At 25.6% G+C, this 24,042-nt stretch carries 20 protein-coding genes and 1 pseudogene; 20 read left to right on the forward strand and 1 reads right to left on the reverse strand.

Going from position 1 to position 24,042, the window contains the following annotated elements; genetic code table 11:
• Positions 1 to 105: 105 nt before the first annotated feature.
• From fliE to fliD, 20 genes and pseudogenes are all read left to right on the forward strand, one after another.
• On the forward strand, positions 106 to 486 hold the full coding sequence (gene fliE, locus N3A58_03105; GenBank protein ID MCX8058388.1) for a flagellar hook-basal body complex protein FliE: 381 nt from the start codon (positions 106 to 108) through the stop codon (positions 484 to 486).
• 177 nt (positions 487 to 663) lie between these two features.
• Positions 664 to 2,376 carry a flagellar basal-body MS-ring/collar protein FliF gene (fliF, locus tag N3A58_03110; GenBank protein ID MCX8058389.1) on the forward strand — a complete coding sequence of 571 codons (1,713 nt, stop codon included), beginning with the start codon at positions 664 to 666 and terminating at the stop codon, positions 2,374 to 2,376.
• 101 nt (positions 2,377 to 2,477) lie between these two features.
• Entirely contained in the window at positions 2,478 to 3,506 is a 1,029-nt protein-coding gene (gene fliG, locus N3A58_03115) for a flagellar motor switch protein FliG (protein MCX8058390.1), read from the forward strand.
• 211 nt (positions 3,507 to 3,717) lie between these two features.
• Positions 3,718 to 4,650: a flagellar assembly protein FliH gene (gene fliH / locus N3A58_03120; GenBank protein ID MCX8058391.1), complete on the forward strand. Its 933-nt coding sequence runs from the start codon at positions 3,718 to 3,720 to the stop codon at positions 4,648 to 4,650.
• Positions 4,650 to 5,960, forward strand: coding sequence for a FliI/YscN family ATPase (locus N3A58_03125; protein MCX8058392.1), 1,311 nt, complete (start codon positions 4,650 to 4,652; stop codon positions 5,958 to 5,960). The genes fliH and N3A58_03125 overlap by 1 nt, the downstream gene beginning before the upstream one ends.
• Positions 5,961 to 6,103: 143 nt before the next feature.
• Positions 6,104 to 6,532 (forward strand): flagellar export protein FliJ, encoded by a 429-nt coding sequence (fliJ, locus tag N3A58_03130; GenBank protein ID MCX8058393.1) that lies wholly within the window; start codon positions 6,104 to 6,106, stop codon positions 6,530 to 6,532.
• Between the two features lie 57 nt (positions 6,533 to 6,589).
• Entirely contained in the window at positions 6,590 to 7,222 is a 633-nt protein-coding gene (locus tag N3A58_03135) for a hypothetical protein (protein MCX8058394.1), read from the forward strand.
• Positions 7,223 to 7,233: 11 nt separating this feature from the next.
• Positions 7,234 to 8,832 carry a flagellar hook-length control protein FliK gene (locus N3A58_03140; GenBank protein MCX8058395.1) on the forward strand — a complete coding sequence of 533 codons (1,599 nt, stop codon included), beginning with the start codon at positions 7,234 to 7,236 and terminating at the stop codon, positions 8,830 to 8,832.
• A gap of 135 nt (positions 8,833 to 8,967) precedes the next feature.
• A pseudogene (locus tag N3A58_03145) lies at positions 8,968 to 9,117 on the forward strand (flagellar hook assembly protein FlgD).
• Between the two features lie 473 nt (positions 9,118 to 9,590).
• Positions 9,591 to 10,973: a flagellar hook protein FlgE gene (flgE, locus tag N3A58_03150; protein ID MCX8058396.1), complete on the forward strand. Its 1,383-nt coding sequence runs from the start codon at positions 9,591 to 9,593 to the stop codon at positions 10,971 to 10,973.
• Positions 10,974 to 11,061: 88 nt separating this feature from the next.
• The gene (locus N3A58_03155) at positions 11,062 to 11,259 is read left to right on the forward strand and encodes a flagellar FlbD family protein (protein MCX8058397.1); all 198 of its coding nucleotides are present in this window, start codon (positions 11,062 to 11,064) and stop codon (positions 11,257 to 11,259) included.
• Positions 11,260 to 11,410: 151 nt separating this feature from the next.
• Positions 11,411 to 12,190 carry a motility protein A gene (locus N3A58_03160; protein MCX8058398.1) on the forward strand — a complete coding sequence of 260 codons (780 nt, stop codon included), beginning with the start codon at positions 11,411 to 11,413 and terminating at the stop codon, positions 12,188 to 12,190.
• Between the two features lie 3 nt (positions 12,191 to 12,193).
• Positions 12,194 to 12,922, forward strand: a complete 729-nt coding sequence (locus N3A58_03165) for an OmpA family protein (protein ID MCX8058399.1) — start codon at positions 12,194 to 12,196, stop codon at positions 12,920 to 12,922.
• A gap of 382 nt (positions 12,923 to 13,304) precedes the next feature.
• Complete coding sequence (locus tag N3A58_03170; protein ID MCX8058400.1) at positions 13,305 to 13,877, forward strand: flagellar basal body-associated FliL family protein; 573 nt, start codon at positions 13,305 to 13,307, stop codon at positions 13,875 to 13,877.
• An 85-nt stretch (positions 13,878 to 13,962) separates the two neighbouring features.
• Positions 13,963 to 14,982 (forward strand): flagellar motor switch protein FliM, encoded by a 1,020-nt coding sequence (gene fliM, locus N3A58_03175; GenBank protein MCX8058401.1) that lies wholly within the window; start codon positions 13,963 to 13,965, stop codon positions 14,980 to 14,982.
• Entirely contained in the window at positions 14,969 to 16,033 is a 1,065-nt protein-coding gene (gene fliN, locus N3A58_03180) for a flagellar motor switch protein FliN (GenBank protein MCX8058402.1), read from the forward strand. Before fliM ends, fliN begins: the two co-directional genes overlap by 14 nt.
• A gap of 169 nt (positions 16,034 to 16,202) precedes the next feature.
• Positions 16,203 to 16,715, forward strand: coding sequence for a hypothetical protein (locus N3A58_03185; GenBank protein MCX8058403.1), 513 nt, complete (start codon positions 16,203 to 16,205; stop codon positions 16,713 to 16,715).
• Positions 16,708 to 17,934, forward strand: coding sequence for a cyclic nucleotide-binding domain-containing protein (locus N3A58_03190; protein MCX8058404.1), 1,227 nt, complete (start codon positions 16,708 to 16,710; stop codon positions 17,932 to 17,934). The genes N3A58_03185 and N3A58_03190 overlap by 8 nt, the downstream gene beginning before the upstream one ends.
• 12 nt (positions 17,935 to 17,946) lie before the next feature.
• Positions 17,947 to 20,481, forward strand: coding sequence for a hypothetical protein (locus N3A58_03195; protein ID MCX8058405.1), 2,535 nt, complete (start codon positions 17,947 to 17,949; stop codon positions 20,479 to 20,481).
• 238 nt (positions 20,482 to 20,719) lie between these two features.
• Entirely contained in the window at positions 20,720 to 22,642 is a 1,923-nt protein-coding gene (fliD, locus tag N3A58_03200) for a flagellar filament capping protein FliD (protein MCX8058406.1), read from the forward strand.
• Between the two features lie 64 nt (positions 22,643 to 22,706).
• On the opposite strand, the gene N3A58_03205 is transcribed toward fliD, so the two are convergent.
• Positions 22,707 to 24,042 (reverse strand): methyl-accepting chemotaxis protein (locus N3A58_03205; GenBank protein ID MCX8058407.1); only part of this gene is annotated, 1,336 nt, incomplete at its 5' end.

A 24,042-nucleotide genomic window follows, 5' to 3' on the forward strand; every position in this document is an offset into this window, starting at 1 on the left:
AAAGATTAAAATATTAAAAATAAATTAAAATTATTAAAATAAAATAAAAAAATGTTGATAAATATAAAAATTATTGTATATTAAAGTTTATGGGGAGGGGTATTTATGGGAATAAGACCAGTTGATCCAGTAATTAGTTCATTTGTTAAAGAAACTTCATCTATTATTAAGCCAAAAGAAATTAATATAGAACCAGATGGTTATAAAGTAGAACTAAAAGCAACTTCAGAAAAGCATTTTAATTTTAAACCTAAAAAAGACAATAGTTTAACTTTTAGTAACTACATAAAAGACTCAATTATTTCAACAAATGAGTCTATTGCAAAATCCGAATTACTACAAGAAAAATTAATAACAGATCCAACAAGCGTTAATATAGAAGAAGTAACTATTGCTGCTAAAGAAGCTGAAGTTTCATTGAATCTTGCAAAAACAATATTAAATAAATTAATTCAAGGCTATAAAGACTTGATAAATATTAGATAATAATTTTATATTAAATAAGTATAAAATAAATATAATTATTATAAAAATTTATATTGAAATTATAAAAATTTATAATAAGATTAAATAAAGAAAATTAGCTAAATTATTATTTTATTTTATTATTTTTATTTAATTCTTATAAACTTTTTCTTTTTTGTTTTATTTGGGGAGGGGGAAATGAATGAATTTATTAAGAGAATTACAGAATTTATCAAAAACATATTTTCAAAATTAAACACAACTCAAAAAATTATAATATTTTCTATTATTGGTTTATCAATAATTGCAGTTGTTGTTATAACATCAATTTCATCAAAACCAGAAGCTACTCTTCTTTTTCAAAAACCATTATCTCTTGAAGATTTTGCAAGGGTTACAAAAGCACTTGATTCAATGCAAGCTCAATACAAAATAAAAGATGATAAGTATATTATTGTTAAAGATAAAGAAACAGGGGATAGATTAAGAATGCAACTTGCACAGGAAGGAATAATTCCTGGAAATGTAAAAGGATGGGAACTTTTTGATATCCAGAAATGGACAGTTACTGATTTTGAAAGAGAAATAAATGTTCAAAGAGCAATCAAAGGAGAAATAATAAGACAAATTAAGCTCATTGAAGGAATACAGGATGTAATGTTAAATATTGCATTCCCAAAAGATACTCTTTTTACAACTCAATCAATGCCAGTTACTGCTACCCTTACTATAATACCAGAACTTGGATCAAATATTACAGAAGATAAAAAAAGAATAGAAGGTATAAAAAAAATAGTTTCATATGGTATACCAGGCCTTACTCCTGAAAATGTTATAATTACAGATCAATTCGGAAATATAATATCTGATTTTAGTGGTGATGATATTAAAAATTTTCTTGATTTAACAAAAGAACAAATGGCTATAGTAGAAAGAGAGAGAGTTAAAAGAGAGGTTGTATTAAGACAAAATTTAAAAAATTTCCTTGGAAATACAAAGGTTGATGTACAATTAAATATAGATATAACCTTTGATCAAACAGAAATTGAAAAAAACGAGATTATTCCAGTTGTTGTTAAAAAAGACAATCCAAATACCCCATACGATGATTCCGAAATAAAAGATTCTGTAATAGAATCACAACAAGTTATAGACAAAGAATACAAAGCTCCAGGAACAATTCCAGAGGGTCCTCCAGGAGTTGAACCAAATGTACCACCTGGATATAAAGAAAATTTAGGTCAAACTATAGTAAGTAAGGAAAAGCAAACAACAACTAACTATGCTTTTTCTACCCAAAAGGTAAATGAAAAAAAGACTCCTTATCAGATTCAAAGGATAACATGTTCGGTATGGATAGATGGGAAATGGGAAATTAGAGTTGATGAAAAGGGAAATTATGTTGTTGATAAATCTAGAAAAAGATATGTTAGAGACTATTTTCCCTATCCAGAAGAAGATTTGAAAAAATTAACAGAAGTTGTAAAGGCTGCTATAGGTTATAGCAAAGAGAGAGGAGATACAGTTACTGTCCAAAATATTCCTTTTAACCATGATGAAGAATTTGCAAAAGAAGATGCAATATTACAAAGACAGGAAACTTTAAGAAAAGCTTTATTAACAGGAATTTTATCAATAGTTGGTTTTGTAATTATTATTTTACTATACAAAATAATAGCTGCTGAAATTCAGAGAAGAAGAAAGTTGAGAGAAGAAGAACTTTTGAGAAAACAGCAGGAATTAAGAGAACAAGCTTTAAGAGCTGCTGAAAAAGAAGGAATCGAGGTTGAGCTTTCTATGGAAGAAAAGGCTAGACTTGAACTACAGGAAAATGCTATTAATATCGCAAGAGAACACCCTGAAGAAGTTGCTAAACTTATTAGAACATGGCTTGCTGAAGATCAAACATAGTTTATAAATTTAGAAATCATTTTATTAATTTCTTATTTTATTAATAAAATATGATTATTTAAAAAATATTAGAATTTAAAATATATAATGAGGGAAAAAATATGGCTAAAGGGAAAGATACTAAGACAAAAGAAAAGATCTCTGGTAAAAGAAAAGCTGCCATATTCCTTGTAACAGTAGGTTCAGATATAGCTGCACAAATTTTTAAATACCTAAAAGAAGATGAAGTTGAGCAACTTACATTTGAAATAGCAAGAATTGAAAAGGTTGATGCAGAAGAAAGAGATAAAGTACTTGTAGAGTTTCAAGAACTTATGATGGCACAAGATTTCATTCAAACTGGTGGTATAGATTATGCTAAAGAATTACTTGAAAAAGCTTTAGGTTCTCAAAAAGCAATAGATATAATTACTAGACTTACAACAACAATTCAAGTTAGACCTTTTGATTTTATAAAAAGAACGGATCCTTCACATTTAATCAACTTTATTCAAAACGAACATCCACAAACTATTGCATTAATTCTATCATATCTTGAGCCTAAAAAAGCATCAAACATTATTGCTGCATTAAACCCGGATTTACAAGCAGATGTAGCAAAAAGAATTGCAACTATGGATAGAACAAATCCAGAGGTAGTAAGAGAAGTTGAGAGAATACTTGAAAGACAAATATCTGCAATAGCAACAGAAGAATTTGCATCAGTTGGTGGAATTCCTACAGTTGTTGAAATATTAAACTCAGCAGACTCTACAACAATGAAAAATATTCTTGAAAAACTTGAAGAAGAAGATCCTGATTTAGCTGAAGAGATAAAGAAAAACATGTTTGTATTCGAAGATATTGTTCAACTTGATGATAAGTCTGTTCAAAGATTGTTAAGAGAAGTTGATATGGCTGATGTTGCAAAAGCTCTAAAGAATGTTGATACAGAAGTTCAGGATAAAATTTTTAGAAACCTCTCAAAAAGAAGTCAAACATTGCTTAAAGAAGATATGGAATTTATGGGGCCTATTAGATTAAAGGATGTTGAAGAAGCTCAAAGTAAAATTGTTGCTGTTATCAGAAGACTTGAAGAACAAGGAGAGATCCAAATTGCAAGAGGAGGAGAAGACGAAATTATCTATTAATATTAATATTATTAAAAAATATTACAATTTTACTAAAAAATTTTTAATAATATATAAATGAAATTATTTAAATAAAATTAATTTATTGTTTATTCTATAATAAAAAAATTTTATTAAAAAATTTTGTTATAATTATATAACTTACTTTATTCTTAAACAATTTATATTTTTTAACTCAAACAATTTTAAATTAAAATAAAAAGAGGGTAAAATGCCTAGAAATGTTATTAAAAATTTTCAATTAAAAGATCTTGGGAAAAAGTACATAATACCACCTCCTAAAATAGAAGTAAAAGAACCAATAAAAGAAGAAAAAGGTGAAGAAGAAGTACTATTAACATTAAAAGAACAAGTTAGAAAAGAACAACTTGAAATTGATAGATTAAGAAAAGAATGGGAAGAAGAAAGACATAGAATTGAAAAAGAATTAAATGAAAAGAAAGAAAAAATATTAAAAGAAGCAGATGATCTTGCTTTCTCTAAAATAAAATCAGCGCAAGCACAAAGCAATTTAATTATAGAAGAAGCAAAAAAACAAGCAGAGAAGATAATTCAAGATGCAAGGTTTGAGGCAAACAATATTATTAACGATGCTAAAGAAAACTCAGAAAAAATAGTTGAAGAAAATAGAAAAAAAGGCTATGATGAAGGTTTTGAGAAAGGTTTCAATGAAGGATTTGAAGAAACTAAAAGATTAACTGAAATGTTACATAAAATAATCTCAGAAATAATGAATAAAAGGATAGAAATAATAGAAGGTACTGAATATCAAATTATAAGCATAGTTATGCTTATTGTCAAAAAAGTAATAAAAGTTATTTCAGAGCATCAAAAAACTGTTATTATTAATAATATTATTGAAGCTCTTAAAAAAGTTAAAAATACAAGAAAAATAATAATAAGAGTTAATGTTGATGACCTCCAAGTATGCAATGAAAATATGGAAAAATTTATAAACCTTGTTGAAGGGTTAAAAGAGATTCAATTTGTTGAAGACTCAACTGTAGATAAAGGTGGATGCATTATTGAAACTGATTTTGGTGAAATAGATGCAAGAATTTCTTTACAATTAAAAGAAATAGAAGATAAAATTCTTGAATTGGTTCCAGTAAAAAGAAAATTAATGGGTGAGGGAAAAGAATAATGTCAGTTTATGATAAATATGAACAGGCAATAATGGAAATAGATCCTATAAAATATAAAGGTACTATAAAAGAAGTTATAGGGTTTTTAATAAAAAGTGTTGGACCATATTCAAAAGTTGGAGAACTTTGCAAAATACTAATTGACAATTCCCTTGATAACTTTATAAAAGCTGAAGTGGTTGGTTTTAAAGAAAATGAAGTTTTGCTTATGCCTCTTTCTGAAATGGTTGGTATAGAACCGGGCATGAAAATTCTTGCTACAGGTAACCCTCTCTCCATTCCAGTTTCAGAAAAATTACTTGGAAGAATACTCAATGGCTTAGGTGAACCAATTGATAATAAGGGAGAAATTTATTCCCCAATAAAATATCCTATTTTTAATCCTGCACCATCATCTCTTATAAGAAAAAGAATAGATACACCTCTTTATACAGGAGTTAAAGCAATAGATGTTCCTTTAACAATTGGTAAAGGACAAAGAATAGGTATTTTTGCTGGTTCAGGTGTTGGTAAATCTACTTTACTTGGAATGATAGCACACTATACAGAAGCTGATGTAAATGTTATTGCTCTAATAGGTGAAAGAGGAAGAGAAGTAAAAGAGTTTTTAGAAGATATATTAAAAGAGGATGGGCTGAAAAGATCTGTAGTTGTTGTTGCTACTTCAGATGCCTCTCCACTTGAAAGAGTTAGAGCTATTTTTACAGCACAAACAATTGCAGAATTTTTTAGAGATCAAGGAAAAGATGTACTTCTTATGGCTGATTCCATAACTAGATTTGCATGGGCTCAAAGAGAAATTGGTCTTTCTATTGGAGAACCTCCATCTACAAGAGGATATCCCACATCTGTTTTTACCTTATTACCCAAAATTTTTGAAAGAGCTGGAAATTCTGATAGAGGTAGTATTACAGGAATATATACTATACTTGTTGAAGGTGATGATTTTAATGAACCAATTTCAGATACAGTTAGAGGTATACTTGATGGACATATTGTGCTTTCAAGAAATCTTGCAGAAAGAAATCAATTCCCATCTATAGATGTATTAAAGTCAATTTCAAGGCTCTTTCCTAAACTTGCAAATCAAGAACAAAAGGAAATTGTAGCTAAGTTGAGAAAAATTTTATCTGTATATTATGATAAAGAAGATTTAATTACAATAGGAGCTTATGTCAAAGGATCAAATCCAGAAATAGATTTTGCAATTGAAAATATTGATAAAATTAATTCATTTTTATCACAGGGAGTTGAGCAAGGTTTTGCTTTTGAAGAAAGTTTCCAAATATTAAAAAATATCTTATCGTAAAATTTTCATTTTTTTGAAATAAATTTTAAAATGAATTTTTCAAAAGTAAAACAAACTTAAAAAAACACTAAAAAATAAAAGCAAAACATAAATTTAAAGATAAATAAAAAAAATAAAAATATAAAAAATATTAGTAAGTTTTTATGAAAAAATTTCATTATAATTTTGAAAAAATTCTTAAATTAAAAGAATTTATAAAAAAGGAAAAAGAAGAAGAATTTGTTAAAATTTCATCTAAAATAGATTCACTTAAAGTTAAGATAGCACAAAACAATTTTATTATGATGAATACTAAAAGAGATTCTTCTAATCCTATTATATCTTTATTTACAACAAAATATTTCGATAGACTTGCAAAAGAAAATGAACTATATGAAGAAGAAATTGAATCTTTAATGGATGAATTTAATAAAAAAAAAGAGGAATATGTACAAGCTAAAATTGAAGAAGAAAAATTTAAAAAATTAAAAGAAAAAAAGTTTGCAATTTTTAAAAACGAATTTTTTAAAGAAGAACAAAAATTTTTAGATGAAATATCAACCCAAAATTTTATAAATAATAAAAAAAATTGAAAATAAATTAAAATTTTTTTTTAATAATGTTTTTACTTAAATTTTAGGAGTATTTTAATGGCTAAGGAAAAAGTTAGAAGCTCAACACTTCAAATATTTCTGTTGCTTATATTGTTAATTATGGTTATAATTGCTACAATATATTGGTTCAATTATATTGGACTTTTAAATATTCAGAGAACTATATTTAAGCTATATCAAAAATTTCCATCATTAAGAGTTTCTAAAGAAATTACCGACCCATTTTTAATTGAAAAAGAGTTTCTTGAAAAATTTAAAATTTCCCTTGAAAATAAAGCTTTAGAATTAAAAAAAATTCAAACTGATTTAAATAAAAGAGAACTTGAAATAAATAACAAAGAGGTTGAGATCAAAAAGAAAGAAACTGCTTTAGCTCAAAAAGAGGAAAATATTAATGCAATTTTAAAACAATACGATAACATTAAAAATAATTTAAGAAAACAAGCAATTGATTTAACAAATATGCCTCCCCAAAAGGCAGTTGAAATTATGAATAATATGGATATTCTGCTTGTTTGTGATATTTTAAGAACTATTAATGAAATTGCAGAAGAACAGGGGGAAGCCTCCATAACACCTTATCTTCTTTCATTAATGCCTCCCCAAAGAGCTGCACAAATTCAAGAATATTTAAATGCAGGAGCAACCACTTTACCAAAAAATTATTAAGGAGAATAAAAGTGATTAATCAACTCTCTATAACTGCTAATTTAATTAAAAGTTATAGGGAGGAGGAAGAAAAAAAAAGAAATGACTTAAGGGGAATAGATTTTAGTCATTTCTTTTTGTCCGCATTAAAAAACAATTCTGAAAATTTATATAACAATCAAATTGAAACAAAAAATATTAATATTTCAGATCAATTAATCAATTTAAACAATTTTAATAATAGTAGCGAACCATCAAATAAAAATAATAGTGAAATAGGAACAAGTTACCTTAACAAAGAAAACAAAAACTATTTTTTTGAAAATGAATCCAAAATCATTACCTCCAATGAAAATGAGATAAACAAATCCATAGATAGCCAAAATATTAAAAATCTAGAAAGTATAAAAAAAAATCTGACTGAAGATAAAAAAGAAGATTCTATTTATCTTAAAGATAATTTATTAAGTCACATTAATAATGAAAATAATACTTTTAAAAAAATAAATAATAATGGTGAACAAAATTTTGCTTTTTCTAAAAAAAATACATATATTGATAATGAAACTAAAACTTTTGATAAAAAAGGTAAAATTATATTTAATAGAGAAAATTATTATACTTTAGATAAAAATAATTCAGAAACTTTTGTTAAAAATAGGGACTATGTAAAAGAAAAAATTAATAATTTTTTTGACAATAAAAATAATTTAAAAAACCCAAACAACCAAAACAATACTAAAAATTCAGATGGTACAAATAATAAAGAATATATAAATTTTCCAAAAAATATAAATATAGAATCAATTTTAGAAAATAAAGAAAAAAATAAAAAGTATACAAATAAAAAAGATAAATTATCTCAAGATTTAAATATAAATAATAGACAAAAAAATAAAGATGAATTTTTAAATATTGAAAAGTTAAATAATAAAGAAAAAGCTTATTTAGAAAAAGATCTTGATAATATAGATATTTTTCAAAAAAATCAACTAAAATTAGATAAAAATAAAATTAATAAGTCAGATAATAATAACTCCTTAAGAATAGAAAAAAATGAGCCAAATAAACAAAAAGCTGAAAAAGTTGATAACATTTCAAATAAAGTCGATATTAATAAACCATTTGAATTTAACAAAGATGACTTTTCAAAAATTTTTATAAAAGAATTAAAAACAAATATTCCTCTTAGCTCAAAAAATTATATAGAAACACTCAATTCTATTAAATGGGATATAAATGGAAATTCATACATCTTAAAAATAGATCTTTATCCAGAAGAGTTAGGAAAAGTTGAAGTAATTTTAAGAAAAAACAATGATATAATAACAGGGAAAATCATAACTGAATCAAATTTAGTAAGTGAAAAAATAAAAGAAAATTTAGAATCTTTAATAATTAATCTATATGAAAAAGGAATAAATATCTCATCATTTAATATAGCATCTTCAACTTATAATGAAAATAAAAATAGCGATTCATTTGATAAAATTTTTAATTTAGAAAGTAATTCCAAAATTTTAGAAAAAAATAAAAATATTAATTTTGAAAATAATAATTTAAATAAAGACTCAACAAATTTATACTATACCGATTTATACATAGGAAGGAAAATAAATATTAAAATATAGATCAAAAGACAATAAAATAAAAAAGAGGATTTTATGGATTTAAATAGCTTAACTCTTGATAAAGAATCTATGGTCAAAACTATGCTAGAAGTTGAATCTTTTAATAAAAAAATACTAAATGGAAGAGAATTTAAAAGAGAACTCGGAAAAGATGATTTTCTTAAACTTTTAATAACACAATTAAGATATCAAGACCCAACAAAACCTCTTGAAGATAAAGAATTTATTGCTCAAACTGCTCAATTTTCTTCCTTAGAAGTTTTAAATAACATAAGCTCTAATATTGCTATGCTTCAAAAAGGATTTCTTGTAACTCAAACTTTATCATTACTTGGAGCAGATGTAACAATCCAAAATGGAACAAACCTTATAAATGGTATTGTAACAAAAATAGTATTTATAAATGGGTTACCACAGATTGAAGTTAATGGAGATCTATACTCAACAGCAAATATTATTAAAATTGGATTTAATCCAGCAATATTTAATCAATCTTCTCCAAATGAAAATACCCAAAATACTAAGTCAACTGAAAATATAAAAAATTCTGAGATTAAAGTAAATGAAAATAAAAATATTACAAAAACAAATGAAAATAATTCAGAAGAAATTAAAGTAGAACAAATTGAATTGGATGAGACAAAAAATGAAATAGATATACAAGGAAATAATAATTATACAAATATGCTATAAAATAAATTTTATAATTTATTATTTAATTAATTATTATTCATAAGATTATTTATAAGGAGAAGGATATGTTAAGATGTTTATTTGCAGGTGTTGCAGGACTTAAAAACCACCAGGTAAGAATGGATGTTATTGGTAACAATATTTCCAACATCAATACTCATGGATTTAAAAAGAACAGAGTTACTTTTCAGGATCTTTTATATCAAAATTTGGCTGGTGCTGCTGCTCCTTCTGATGAAATTGGTGGTATCAACCCACAACAGGTAGGTCTTGGAATGAAAATTGCTTCAATCGATACTATATTTACTCAAGGAGCTTTAGAAACTACTGGTAGAAATCTTGATCTTGCAATTATGGGTGAAGGATTTTTTATACTTAAAAATGGTGACAAAACTCTATTTTCAAGAAATGGTGCATTTGGAATAGATAAAAATGGAACACTAGTTTATCCTGCAAATGGTTTTAGAGTTCAAGGATGGAGTTCTAAATTTGAAGGTGGTAAATGGTTCATAAATAATTCAGATCCTATTGGAGATATTATAATTCCTGTTGGTAGCAAATCCCCTGCCAAAGCAACAGAGACAGTTTGGTATAAATCAAACTTAAATTCAGAAACTCCATTTTTACCCCAGGGAAGAGAACCTACACCTGAAGAAATAGCTCAAGCTGTTCATAAAACAACTATTGATATATATGATTCTAAAGGTAATGTTCATCAATTACAACTTTCTTTTGAAAGAGTACAAGGAACAGAAAACCAATGGAGAGTTACTGCTACTTTACTTGATCAACCTGATGTAGTCGTAAATCTTGATGTTCCTGGAAACAATAGAAACAATTCAAATTCAATTATAATTCAATTCAATAATGAAGGTGCAATTGTTTCAGCTTCTGATTTACCCTCAGTTGCTGGAGCTCCCTTTGATATCATAACAAATGGCATATTAAATGCAAATGTATCATTTACTTTACCTGATGGTCAAAACCAGACTATAAATTTAAATCTAGGTACAGCTGGAAAATATGATGGAATTACTCAATTTGCTTCTCCTACTTCAACAAAAGCAGTTGATCAAGATGGTTATCCAATGGGATATCTTGAAACATTTATAATAGATAATAAAGGTGTAATAACAGGAATATATTCAAATGGAGAGAAGATTCCTTTAGGGCAGGTTGCTTTAGCTACCTTTACAAACCCTGAAGGTCTTGAAAAAGCTGGAGATAATATGTTTGTTCAAACTAATAACTCAGGTATTGCTTTAGTAGGTGCTGCAAATACTGCTGGTAAAGGTTCTTTACAAGCAGGTACTCTTGAAATGAGTAATGTTGATTTGTCAGAAGAATTTACTTCTATGATAATAACACAAAGGGGTTTTGAAGCAAATTCAAGAACTATAGTTACTGGTGATCAGATGATACAAACTATACTTGGATTGAAAAGATAAGAAAGTTTACTAAAATTAAACTAAAAAATAAATATTTTTTGATTAATTTATAATTTTTATTAATTTAATTAATATATAAGGATATTTGATGATCAAATTAACAAAATTAAATGGTGAGGATTTTTATGTAAATCCTCACCAAATAGAATTTATAGAAAAAGTACCAGAAACTATTTTAAGAATGCTTTCAGGTAAAACTATATATGTTAGAGAATCAGTAGAAGAAGTTATCGAAAAAATAATAGATTATAGGAAAAAGATAACCTATTTTAAAGATGTTCTTTAACATTTTTTATAAAAAAAATTTTGTTTTTGTGTTTTAATAATTTTATAAAATTTTATTAAATTACAATATTTTATTAAATAATTAAAATTTATATTATTATTCATTTTATATTATTAACATAAAAAAATTATACAATAAAAGTGGGGGAATTATGGATCTTGCAACAATAATTGGTGTAGCTGGTGGATTTGCAATGGTTTTATTTGGTATTATATCTGCAAGAGGCGATATAAGATTATTTATAGATGTACCATCAATTTTTATTACTTTTGGAGGAGGATTACTTGCCTGTTTAGTTGGAACTCCACTAAAAGATTTTATTAATATAGTAAAACTAGTAAAACTTGTTGCTTTCGTACAACCTTTTGATCCTGCATCCACTATAAGAATGTTAATTACATTTTCAGAAAAAGCTAGAAGAGAAGGAGTTCTTGCACTTGAAGATGATATTCAAGAACTTGATGATCAATTTTTGAAAAAAGCTATTCAACTTGTTGTTGATGGTACAGAACCAGAAAAAATAAAAAATATTCTTTACACAGAAATGGAATACATAAATCAAAGACATCAAGTTGGAATTAATATTTTTTCAGAATTAGATTCTCTTTTCCCAGCTTTTGGAATGATTGGAACATTAATCGGACTAATAATAATGCTTGCAAACATGAATAATAAAGCTGCTTTAACCCAAGGTCTAGCAACTGCATTAATAACAACTTTGTATGGTTCAATCCTTGCAAACATTATAGCTCATCCATTTTCTACAAAATTAAAAGAGAGAAATGATAAAGAGATGCTTATAAAAGAAATCATGATAGAAGGAACTCTTTCTATTCAATCAGGAGAAAATCCAAGACTATTAAAGGATAAATTAATCTCTTTTCTTCCTAATGAATTAAGAGAACAATTGCAGAAAGAACTCGGAGACTAAATTATGCCAAGAGAAAGGAAAAAACCTGAAGAAAAAGGAAAAGCTCCTTCTTGGTTAACAACCTTTGGTGATATGAATAACCTTCTTTTAACATTTTTTGTACTTATGTTTACTACTGCTGAAATTGAAGGAGAAAAGATGAGATTAATTTTATCTCCTTTTACTGGAGGTCTTGGACCATTAAAAGGAGGTATGACTTTAGAAGCAGGACAATTTGCTGAAATGGGAAATAGTATAGAGGCACTTCCTGCACAAGAAAAAGGACAGAAATTATCAACTGCTATAGATAAAGCTATTTCATATCTCTCCCCAGAAATTATTGCAAAAAGAGTTCAAGTAAGATTAGATGAAAGAGGTGTTGTCATAACACTTGGTTCAGATTTTTATTTTAAACCTGGTTCTGCAGAATTAAATGATGACGCAAAAGAAGTCCTTCAAACTATATATAAAGTTTTACTTATGATTCCAAACTTAATTAAAGTTGAAGGACATACAGACAATACTCCGATTCCATTTGGCTCAAATCTTTTTCAACAATTTAAGGATAATTGGGAACTTTCAGGAGCAAGAGCTTTAGCTGTTTTAAGATATTTAACTGATTTAGGATTTGATCCTGAAAGAATATCCTATGCTGCTTATGGAGATACAAGGCCTATAGAAAGCAATGATACACCAGAAGGAAGGGCATACAATAGAAGAGTAGAGATAATAATACTAAGAGAAAGCAAATAAATATTAATAATAAAAGAAAACATGTCATAATTTTTTAATAAGAATAAAAAATATTTAAATAAAAATATTATTAAATAAAAAAACAAGATTCTAATATTTAATTTAATTTTATTTTATTAAAAAATTCAAATTCAATTTTAATTAAATTTTAGATATATATAGTTTATAAAATTTAATTATTTAATAAATCAATAATATCAACACATTCAAAAATATAACCTATTTGACATTTTATAAATATTATTTAAATTTAAAATATAACGATAATAAAAATAAATATAAGAACAAATTGTTTTTTGTGTTACTTTTAATTTTTATCTTTTAATAGTTTTTCATATAATATTAAAAATATATTTATTAGATAAATTGTGGAGGTTATTTAATGGCTGACAAATTAGATGATCTCAATAAAGGTGAAGAAGTTTTAGATGAAGAAGAACAAGAAGAAGGTGGTGGAGAAGAAGAGAAACAAGCCAAAAAAGGTGTTAAACTAGTAGGCCCTGGATTTATTAAAATAATACTTATTATTATTGGGCTTATACTCTTAATTGCTATATCTGTAACAGTTTCATATTTTGTTACCAAAAGTATGGTTGAGAAACCACAAATGGAAGCAACTTATGAATCTACTACAGCAAAACTTGAACCTTACAGCACATGGGAACCAGGGGAATTCTCTATAAATACAGCTGATATTGATGAAGTTCATTTTGTTTCTGTTAAAATTGCTTTAGCTTTTGATAAAAATAATACTATTTTAGCTTCAGAGCTTGATAGTAGAAAAGCTCAAATTAGAGATATGATAAACAATATTTTAAGCTCAAAGTTTATGAGAGAACTGGTTACAATTGAAGGAAAAAATAATTTAAAACTTGAAATAAAAAATTCTATTAATAATATTTTAAAAAATGGTAGAATAAGTGATGTTTATTTTATAGACTTTGTTGTTCAATAATAATTTTTAAAATTTTGATATTTTAATGTTTAATTTTTTTATATAAAGTTATTTATATAATACCTATTAAAAGGAAAATAATAATATGACAGAAGTATTATCTCAGGATGAAATAGACCAACTACTGAATGCTATATCAACTGGTGATACTAGTATAGAAACAGTTTCAAAAACTACTGTACAAAAAAAGATAAGAATATACGATTTTAAAAGACCTTCTAGGTTTTCAAAAGAACAACAAAGAGCTATAAATATGATTTATGATTCTTTTTCTAGATTTTGCCAAACTACTTTATCAGCTCTTTTAAGAACACCTATCCATTTTAGAGTTGCTTCTGTAGATGAGTTAACTTATGAAGAATTCACAAGATCAATTCCTAACCCAACCACTATGGCAATTTTAAATATGGACCCATTAAAAGGAAATGCAATTTTTGAAATAGATCCATCAATTTCATTTGCAATTATTGATAGAATATTCGGAGGACAGGGCAAGAGTTTTGAAAATGCAAACAGAGAATTAACAGATATTGAGATTGCTGTTATAGAATCTATTATTGTTAAATTATTATCAAACCTAAGAGAAGCATGGGCAAACTTTGTAGATTTAAGGCCAAGGTTAAGTACTATTGAAACAAACCCATCTTTTGCAACTATTGTTCCCCCTACTGACATGACAATTCTTGTAACTCTAGAATCAAAAATTGGAGATGTTGAAGGAATGAGTAATTTCTGTTTACCACACTTAACACTTGAACCTATTTTAAATAAATTAACACCTCAAATATGGTTCTCTTCAATTTCAAAAACAACAACTGCAGAAAATTTTACAGCATTAAAAAGCAATATAGAAAATGTTCCTGTTGAAATGAGCGCTATACTTGGAACTACCAGACTTAAAATAAAAGATGTATTAGAATTTGATGTAAATGATGTAATATTATTAAATAAAGATGTAAAAAGTGACATAGATATTTATGTTGGAGACAAACTAAAATTTAAAGGAAAGCCTGGTATTCATCAAGGAAACCTTTCAGTTCAAATAACTAAAGTACTTGAAAATAAAGAATTAGATGAAATTTTAACGGAGGATGAAAATGGGTGATCAAGCATTATCACAAGATGAAATAGATGCTTTACTTCAAGGCTCTGATGAAATTTTTGAGGATAGTTCCGCTGCTTCTACCTTTCCTGGAACAATTGATTCCCTATCTGGAGATGATCTTCAAAAACTTAGAAATTTATATCTTGATGTTCTCGATTCACAATCAAATGCTTTGACTACTCTTTTCCAAAAAGATGTTATAATAAGTTCACCAGTTGTGGAACTTATTAATAAAGACTCATTTATGGATAGGATTCCAGTTCCATTTTTACAAATAAATATTCCATTTACTGAAAATATAGTGGGGGAAAATATATATATTTTTCTTGAAAATGATGCTATTAAAATTGGTTCCATTATGATGGGGCAAGATGTTGCTGAACTTACTGAAATGCTAATATCCGCAGTTGCAGAAGCTTCATCTCAACTTGTAGGCAATACACTAACAACTTTTTCAAACAAATATAAAACTCAAATAAAAACTGGGTCTCCATCCCAAATTGTTGTTAGAAATTATAGTGATGCTATATTACCTCCTGATGAATCTTTTATTTTAATTTCTTATAATATTAAAATAGATAATTATAATTCAAAATTCTATCAAATTTTATCATTAAATGCTGCTAAAGGTTTAGTAAATATGAGTTCACCCTCTGTTTCTTTTACTCAACCTCAACCTAAAATGGATAGAATGCAACCATCTTCATCTTATCAAGCTACAACTCCATCATCTCAACAATTTCAGACAGCCCAATTTTCAAGACTTGAGCCAGTTTTAACTCCAGAGGAAAAAAAGAATATATCTCTTATACTTGATGTTGAAATGGAAGTAACAGTTGAACTAGGTAGAACTAAAAAAACTATTAAAGAAATTCTATCTATGGGTGAAGGTACTATAGTTGAGCTTGATAGGCTTGCAGGTGAAGCTGTAGATTTATTAGTAAATGGTAAAAAAATTGCAAAAGGTGAAGTAATAGTTATTGAAGAAAACTTTGGATTAAGAATCACTGAAATATTAAGTAAAAGTGAAAGATTAAATTCTTTGAGTTAATTATTTTATTAATTTAATATTTTTTATTTATAATAATAAGGAGTCTATATTGAAAAATTTCACCAATAGTTTTTGCCTATTTTTTTCAAAAAATTTTTTAAATAATAGGAAAGTTTTTATATTATTTTTTATTATTTATATAATATTTTTTTTATTTTTTAATTTATATGTGTATGGACAGGAAAATAATAATAACTTAGACACTAAATTTAATGAATTAAAAAAAAGTGTTGAAAATCAACAAAATGATCAAAACATTAATTTAGAACCTACAAGACTTCCTATTTTAAGAACAATTTTAATTTTAATTGTATTAATTATTATATTTTTTATTTCCCAATATTTTATTAAAAGAAAAAATATAAATTTAACTATTAATAACCAAATTTCAGAAATTATATATAAAGAACCACTTACAAATAAATCTTTTTTTGGTATAATAAAAATTTTTGATAAATATTTTGCGGCTATTATTGATGAATCGATTAAAATAATATATGAAATAACAAACCAGGAAGAAATAGATACAGCAATATTACTTAAATCTAAAAATACGAATCCTAATAAAAGTTTTTTTGAACTAATAAAAAATATTGCAACAGGTTCAAATAACCAAAATTTTGATGGTCTAAAAAAGATTAAAGAAAAATTAAATTCAATTAAGTGGAGAAAAAATGAATAATCTCCAACTAAATATTGTTAGGCATAAAGCTAATTCTTATATAATGATTGAAGGTGATCATAATTCAAGTTTATTTTATATTATTCAAGAAGGAGTAGTTAAAATAAATGATACCGTTTCTAAACTTCTTGGCTACGGTGAACAAACTCTTCAAAAAGGGGACTTCTTTGGGGTTGTCTCTTCAATGAGCAAATTTCCAAGAATTGAAACTGCTTTTTCTCAAACAGATACTTTGTTGATTGCAATTAAAAATGATCAATTCCCATTATTATTACAAAAATCTCCAAATATAGCATTAAAAATTATTAAAAAGTTTTCAACAGATTTAAGGCATTATGATGAATATATTGCAAAATCAAATATAAAAAGTAGTGGAATGGTTAATGTAAATGAAGAAGATGTATTGTTCAACAATGGCAATTATTATCTTTCAAAAAATAACTATAACTTTGCTTATAGAATTTTTTCAAACTATAATTTAAGTTATCCTGAAGGCAAATATAAAAAGCAAGCTAATGAAAAAATAAATCTAGTAAAACCATATATAAATCCTTTATATACAGAACTTAAACTACAGGGTTTAAATGCTATAGTTCCAGAAAATTTTCTTATTTTCTCAGAAGGGGAAATAGGAGATAAACTATATATAATCCAGAAAGGAAAAATAAAAATTACAAAAATCATTAACAATAGTGAAATATTAATAGCTGTCTTAAAGGATGGGGACATTTTTGGTGAGATGGCTTTACTTGAAGATAAACCAAGAACAGCAAATGCTATAACTTCTGAAAAAACAAATCTCTTAGTTGTTGATAGAAAAAATTTTAATTTTATGGTAATTAATCAACCAGCTATGGCTACAAAACTTATAGAACTTTTATCCGAAAGAATATGGGTTGCTTATAGACAAATACAAAACACATTTATCAATGATCCTATGGGCAAATTATGGGACATGCTATTAATCCAATTGTTAAAAAATAGAGTACAAATTATTCCTAAAGGACAGTTTCAATGCCCATTTGGAATTAAAGATTTAATAAAAATGGTTGGATTATCTGAGGCTGACTTAACAAAATATTATAATGAATTAATTGGAACAAAAAAGATAGAAGAAATAAATGGTAATTTATTTATTAAAGATGTATCTATAGTTGAAAAACAAGCTGAATATTATAAAAAAATCCTAGAAATTCAGAGCAAAATTAAAAAAAATTAAAGGAGTTAAAAATTGCCCTCATTTGATGATAGAATAATTCAAAAAGGAGTCATTTTCCCAAAAGGTGCTATTGTTTTAGATTCAAATCAAAACTTAAAAAAATTAAACTATATATTAAATGGAAGTTTATCTCTTTTTTTTGAAAATATTTCCAATCAAGATAAATTTGTTTTTAACTGTTTTTCAAAATCTATACTATTCCCTTCATTACTTTTAACAAACGAACCAAATTTTCTTAAAATTATTGCTAATGAAGATGTAACAATAGACTCTTATCCATTCCAATTAAATCCAATTCTATTTTTTAAGCAAAATTCTCCTTTTACAAAAATTTTTATAAAATCAATCTTAATAGATTTTAATAATGTTATAAAACAAATAAAATCTTTCATGCAATTATATTTTATGGTTGAAAGACTATTTGATAATTTTCTTATTTTTGTTGGCAACATTAACAATTCAATGATTATAATGAGTTTAAGCAATGCAGATAGAACACTATATGAAAAAATAGAAGATTATAAGAGAAAATTTCAAAAAAATGGAGGATTTTTCCCAAATGATTTCAATATTAATTTTTTTAATCAAGATTTCTCAAGATATTTAGAAAAAAATTATAGTTTTTCAATTGATCACTTAAATTGTGACCCGGAAGGAATTTCATTAATGCTTTCTTATTCTAAAATTCCTCAAAATATAATAGATTCTCTATTGTCTTCAAACCCTGATTTTATATACTACCTTTTTAAATCTTTTTCTAATGATTTAAATTCAATTTTAAAATATATAAAAGAATATTATATCTCTCTTGATAATAAATTAAATCTTCTTTTTTCTGATGAAAATAATCTTTGCAATAACATTTATTCCTATATAGAATCAACTTATAAAAAGAATAATGGTATAAAAGAAGATTTTAAAAAATTCATTTCTGAAAATTTTAACAAAATATCATCAATGTATAAAAATTATTTCAATATTATTTCACTGCCTTTTGTTCTAAATCAAAAAACAAACTCATTAATTTATTCATCTATTTCAAACTCTTTAGAAAATAAAATTGAAGAAAAAAAAGAAACTGCAGTTACAAAACAAACCTCTACAAACTCTTTAATTGAAGAGATAAATGCCATAACTGGAACAACATCATCTTCAACATCAAATAAAATTGATATTGATTCTTTAATTGAAAACAAAATAGAAAGTTCTAAAATTCAATCTTCCTCTGCATTAAATAGTATATTGTCTTTTACAGGATACAATCAAAATGAGGGTATTAATTTAGCAAAATCTCTTAACAAACTACTTAATTTTAAAGATAAATTTGCTGATAATTCTGAATTAAGAAAATTAAGAAAAATTATTCAAAAATCTACATGGGAGCTTTTTTTATGCTCTATTGAAAAAATAATAAAAGATAATTCTAAAATACCTTTCCAAATAAATTTATTTCTAAAATTCTGCATACTAGATGAAAGATTCGTAATACCTGAACATTTTGAGTTTTTATCAAAATTTGATGATAAGTCACACTCTAAATACCCTGTTTTTTTTGCTTTTGACTGGCTTTCTATGATTTATAACGGGACAAAAGTACCTTCTGTTAATGATCTTGGGCAAACTTTTGATGATTTATTAAAAGAGGAAGAAAAAAGGTTGATAAAATTCAAAGATCCCACTCCAATTGAAATTAGAAAATTAAAATTTGAAGTTGAAAATCTTTTTGAAAAAGGATACAGAATACTTACTGATTCACCATTAACAGCTATACCTATTTTTTTATCAGAAAGATTACCAAAAGAACTCAACTCTGTTATTATAACAAAAAAATTTATAGAAGAAGAAGTTCAAAAAATTGTTGACATAGATTACTCAATTTTTTATAAGGAATCTCTCTTTAGAAAAGAAAATAAGGTTGAAATTTTCTATCAAGAAGTTAAACCTGAATTTATTATATTACCTACATTTGGATCCAAAGTTATTATGTGGCAAGATTCTTCTGGTAACAAATATGGTCCTGCTAGATTTCTCATACCTCAATTTTTTATGGGTGATTTCCATAAATCACTATTAAGAGCCTTTGGACAATATAGATGGGAAATATGCAAAACATTTAAAGGTCCATTGTGGGCAGATCCTGTTGATGGTGGATTAACAGGGAAATATCTTGATTATATAAATTTTTACCAAAAAAGCCAAAGACTTGCTCAAGAAATTAAAGAAAAAATTAAGGAAAAATTTTCTCAATTTAGAAATGATAGAGATAAATTTGCATCCGATTATGTAGATTGGATTGACAGTGAATCAAAAGGTATTCTAAAAGTAAATACTCTTGTTAGAGAAATATTTATATTTGAAATACCATTTAAAAAAGATACTTTACTTAAGTTACAAAGAATACCTGTTTTTGAAAAACTTGTAACTCAATTTATTAACAGGAGAAGACAATTAATAGCAAAAGAGATGAGCAAATTTAAAAAATTTGAAGATGAAAGTGGGAACTATCCTCCTGAAATAACTAAATATTTTGAATTTTTAAAATCTTAAAAATACTTTAATTTTTTAAATTTTTATCTAATCAGCAATATTTTAATAATTTTAGCAATTAAATATTATTATTTAATAACTTAATAAACACAATTTTTTGATTTTTATAATTTTTATGATATTATTTTTATATAAATAAATTTTTTTAAAAAAAAATTATTTGAATATTTTATTATTTTTTATTTTATTTTTTGATCGATAATTAAAAAAATGTTTCTATTTGTCACGGAGGACATAAATGGCTAAATTAACTGTAAATAATTTATCAAATTCTGGAATAGATATTGAAAAGATAATTTCTAAACTTGTTGAAGTTAAATCAATCCCAATAAATGAACTTAAAGATACCAACACCTTAATCTCAAAAAAAATTAAATTAATGCAAGATTTTTTAGCTCAATTAAAGGAATTTCAGGATCTTACAAAATCTTTATATGATTATAGATCCCCCTTCGATGAAAAAAAAGGGCTTTCTTCAAATGAATCTATTCTTAAAGTTATTGCATCAAGAAATGCCGACATAGGAAAAAGAAATATTAAGGTATTACAGATAGCTAAAAGTGAAAGAATTTCATCAGATCTAATATCATCAACTGAAAAAATTGATAAAGTCTCCTTTACTATTACAAGTGGTGATACAACAAAAAAAGTTATTTTTAATGGCGGGTCAATATTAGATTTTGTTAATGAAATAAAAAAGCAAGCAGGAGACATTGTAAATATATCAATAGTAAATAAGGATAAAGATAATATATATATCACAATTGAATCAAAAAATGAAGGAATAAAAAACAAACTTATATTTTCTGAAGAAGCTTATCCAATTTTAGAGAAACTAGGATTCTTTATAAAATCTACAAAAACAGATAAAATTTTTTCTTTAAATGACTTTGGAATATTAAAGGATCAAAATACCACAATTACTAATAATAACATTATATTAAATAAAATATCAACTGTTGTTGTTGATTTTCAAGAAAAAATAAAAAACTTTGACAATGTAAAAATCACATTCGATATTAATAAAACTGAAACAAAACCACAAAGTGGAGCTTCTGTTTTCTCAGAAGAAGCTATAGTTGAAGGAATAAATGTAGAAAATATTTCTGTTGAATCCGATCCACTTTTCACTGATAAACCAGCTGAACCTGTTATTAAAGGACCGCTTCAAATTAAAGTTATTGGTGAAAAGGGGGAAAAAATTATAACAATTGAAAATCCTCAAAAGGGTTTTACTATAGAAAAAAATAACTTAAACATTGGAGAAATAACTAAAATAGAAATATTAAATACCTCAAATGATCAATATAAAATAGAAAATTTTAAAGTTGAAGCATTAAAAACAAAAGAAGGATATGAAGCAAAAAATATTCTTCAAAATGCACAGAATTCTATAATTGAAATTGATGGGATCAGGCTTGAAAAATCAACAAATAAGATTGATGATGTTATTAAGGGTGTTACTTTAGAGTTGAAAAAAGAATCAAATGAAGAAGTTCAAATTAACATTGAAAACAATTATGATTTTATTAAAGAAAAAATAATCGAATGGGTTGGAAAATATAATAATATTATAAAGTTTATTAAAGAAGAAATGTCAACAGATAAAGGTGAAGATGGTAAGGTTAAAGGTAATTTTACTGGGGATATTACTTTAATGATGCTTCATAACACTTTGCAAAAAACAATGTCTAACTTTTATCCAGCAGAAGGTAAAATAAACCTTTTATCTCAACTTGGCATTTCAACTGGTAAACCAGGAACAATTCCACAAGAAAAAGGAGGGTTTCTTGAGATTGATGAAGAAAGATTGGATAAAGCTCTTAGAGAAAATATAGGTGATGTAAAAAAATTCTTTGGTTTCGATTCTGATAATGATCTTCTTCCAGACTCAGGACTTGGAGTAAGAATGTATAATGTAATGTTTAGTATGACAGATTTTGGTAAAGGGGCAATAAGACAGAGAATCGAATATTTTACAAAAACTTACGAAGGAAATAAGAAAAGAATAGAAACTTTAACCACTAAACTTGAAGATTATAGGGATAACTTAATATACAAATTTTCAACAATGGAACAACTTGTTAGCACATTAAAAAGCCAAGGACAATATTTATCTAACTATTTCAGCTCACTCCAAAATACAGGTAAAAACCAATAAATAAATAGATATCTATATAATGGTATTTATTAAGATAACTTTTATTAATATTAAGGAACTATGTTTATTTTAATCTTGTTTCTAGAGAACTTCTTATTAATTTTTCAGACACTTCATGTATCTCTTTAGCTAATTTTTCAAAACTTTCAGAAATAACTACTGTATACTCTGTATTCTTAGATATTTCATCTAATAAATTAATAATATCTGATGTTGATTTAGATTCCTCTTCTGTTGCTTCAGTAATTGACTCAAACTTTTTAGACACATCAACAATCTTCTTTATAATATCGTTAAATATTTTATATGTTCTTTTATTTTTTTCTTGTGTATCTGTAATATTTATGTTTGCTTCATTAACAACTGATTCTATTTCTTTAACAACAGAGTTAGATTTATCTGCAAGTTTCTGAATTTCTTTAGCTACTACTGTAAAACTTTTACCCCACTCCCCTGCTCTTGCTGCTTCAATAGCAGCATTTAAAGAAATAAGAGAAGTTTGTTCAGTTATTTCAAATATTTGTGAAATTGCTTCCTTTATTTTATTTATTGACTGAACTAAGTGTTCGAAAGCAGAAGTACTTTCCTTCATGTATTGTAGACCAACTTCTGATAATCTAACATTATCAGACATAGCTTCTGAAGTAATTTTAGCATTCTCAGCAATAGAACTTGTAGAAACATTCCATTCTTCTATTGTAGCAGATATTTCTTCAACAGAAGCAGCTACATCTTTTGCATTTTTTGATAGATTCAATACATATTCATCGATATTATTTTTAACTTTATTCAAAGTTTCAATATTTTCTTTAATAGTATTAATTATTTTAGAATTTTCTAAATTTCTCTCTTCTAGCTCTTCTTCCTTATTTACTACAGATAATAAGAGTTCTTTTGCTATTTTATTAACAAAAAATAAAATAGCTCCAAATGCAATAATTGCAAAATATGTCATAGCAAAGTTATTTAAAGTATTCCATTTTGGATATAAGTTTGGATTTACTATCATCTGAATTATGCTAATAATTATTGCAAGAATAGTTGTTAAAATTACTACCATCGGTTCAATATATCCTGCTGAAAATGCTATTAACACATAAATTAAAGTATAAGACCTATCATTCGAACCTTTAGAAAAGTAAGCAAATAAAATGATATCTAAAGATAGAGATAGAAGAACAATAATTTTAACTATTGATGCATTTTTTTTCCTAAATAAAATAATTGTGGCAGGGAGAAGACCCAATATGCCAAAACCAAAATATAAAAAAGGAGCTTCAATTGGGGCAGTTTTTTTTAAAAATGTATCTACTAAAAAAACAATAGAACCTGAAATTAGAACTATATAAGCAATTAAAAGAACTAATCTATTAACTTTAAATTCATAATCTTTTAGAATA

This window comes from Spirochaetota bacterium (assembly GCA_026415295.1).
Classification (GTDB): Bacteria; Spirochaetota; JAAYUW01; order JAAYUW01; family JAOAHJ01; genus JAOAHJ01.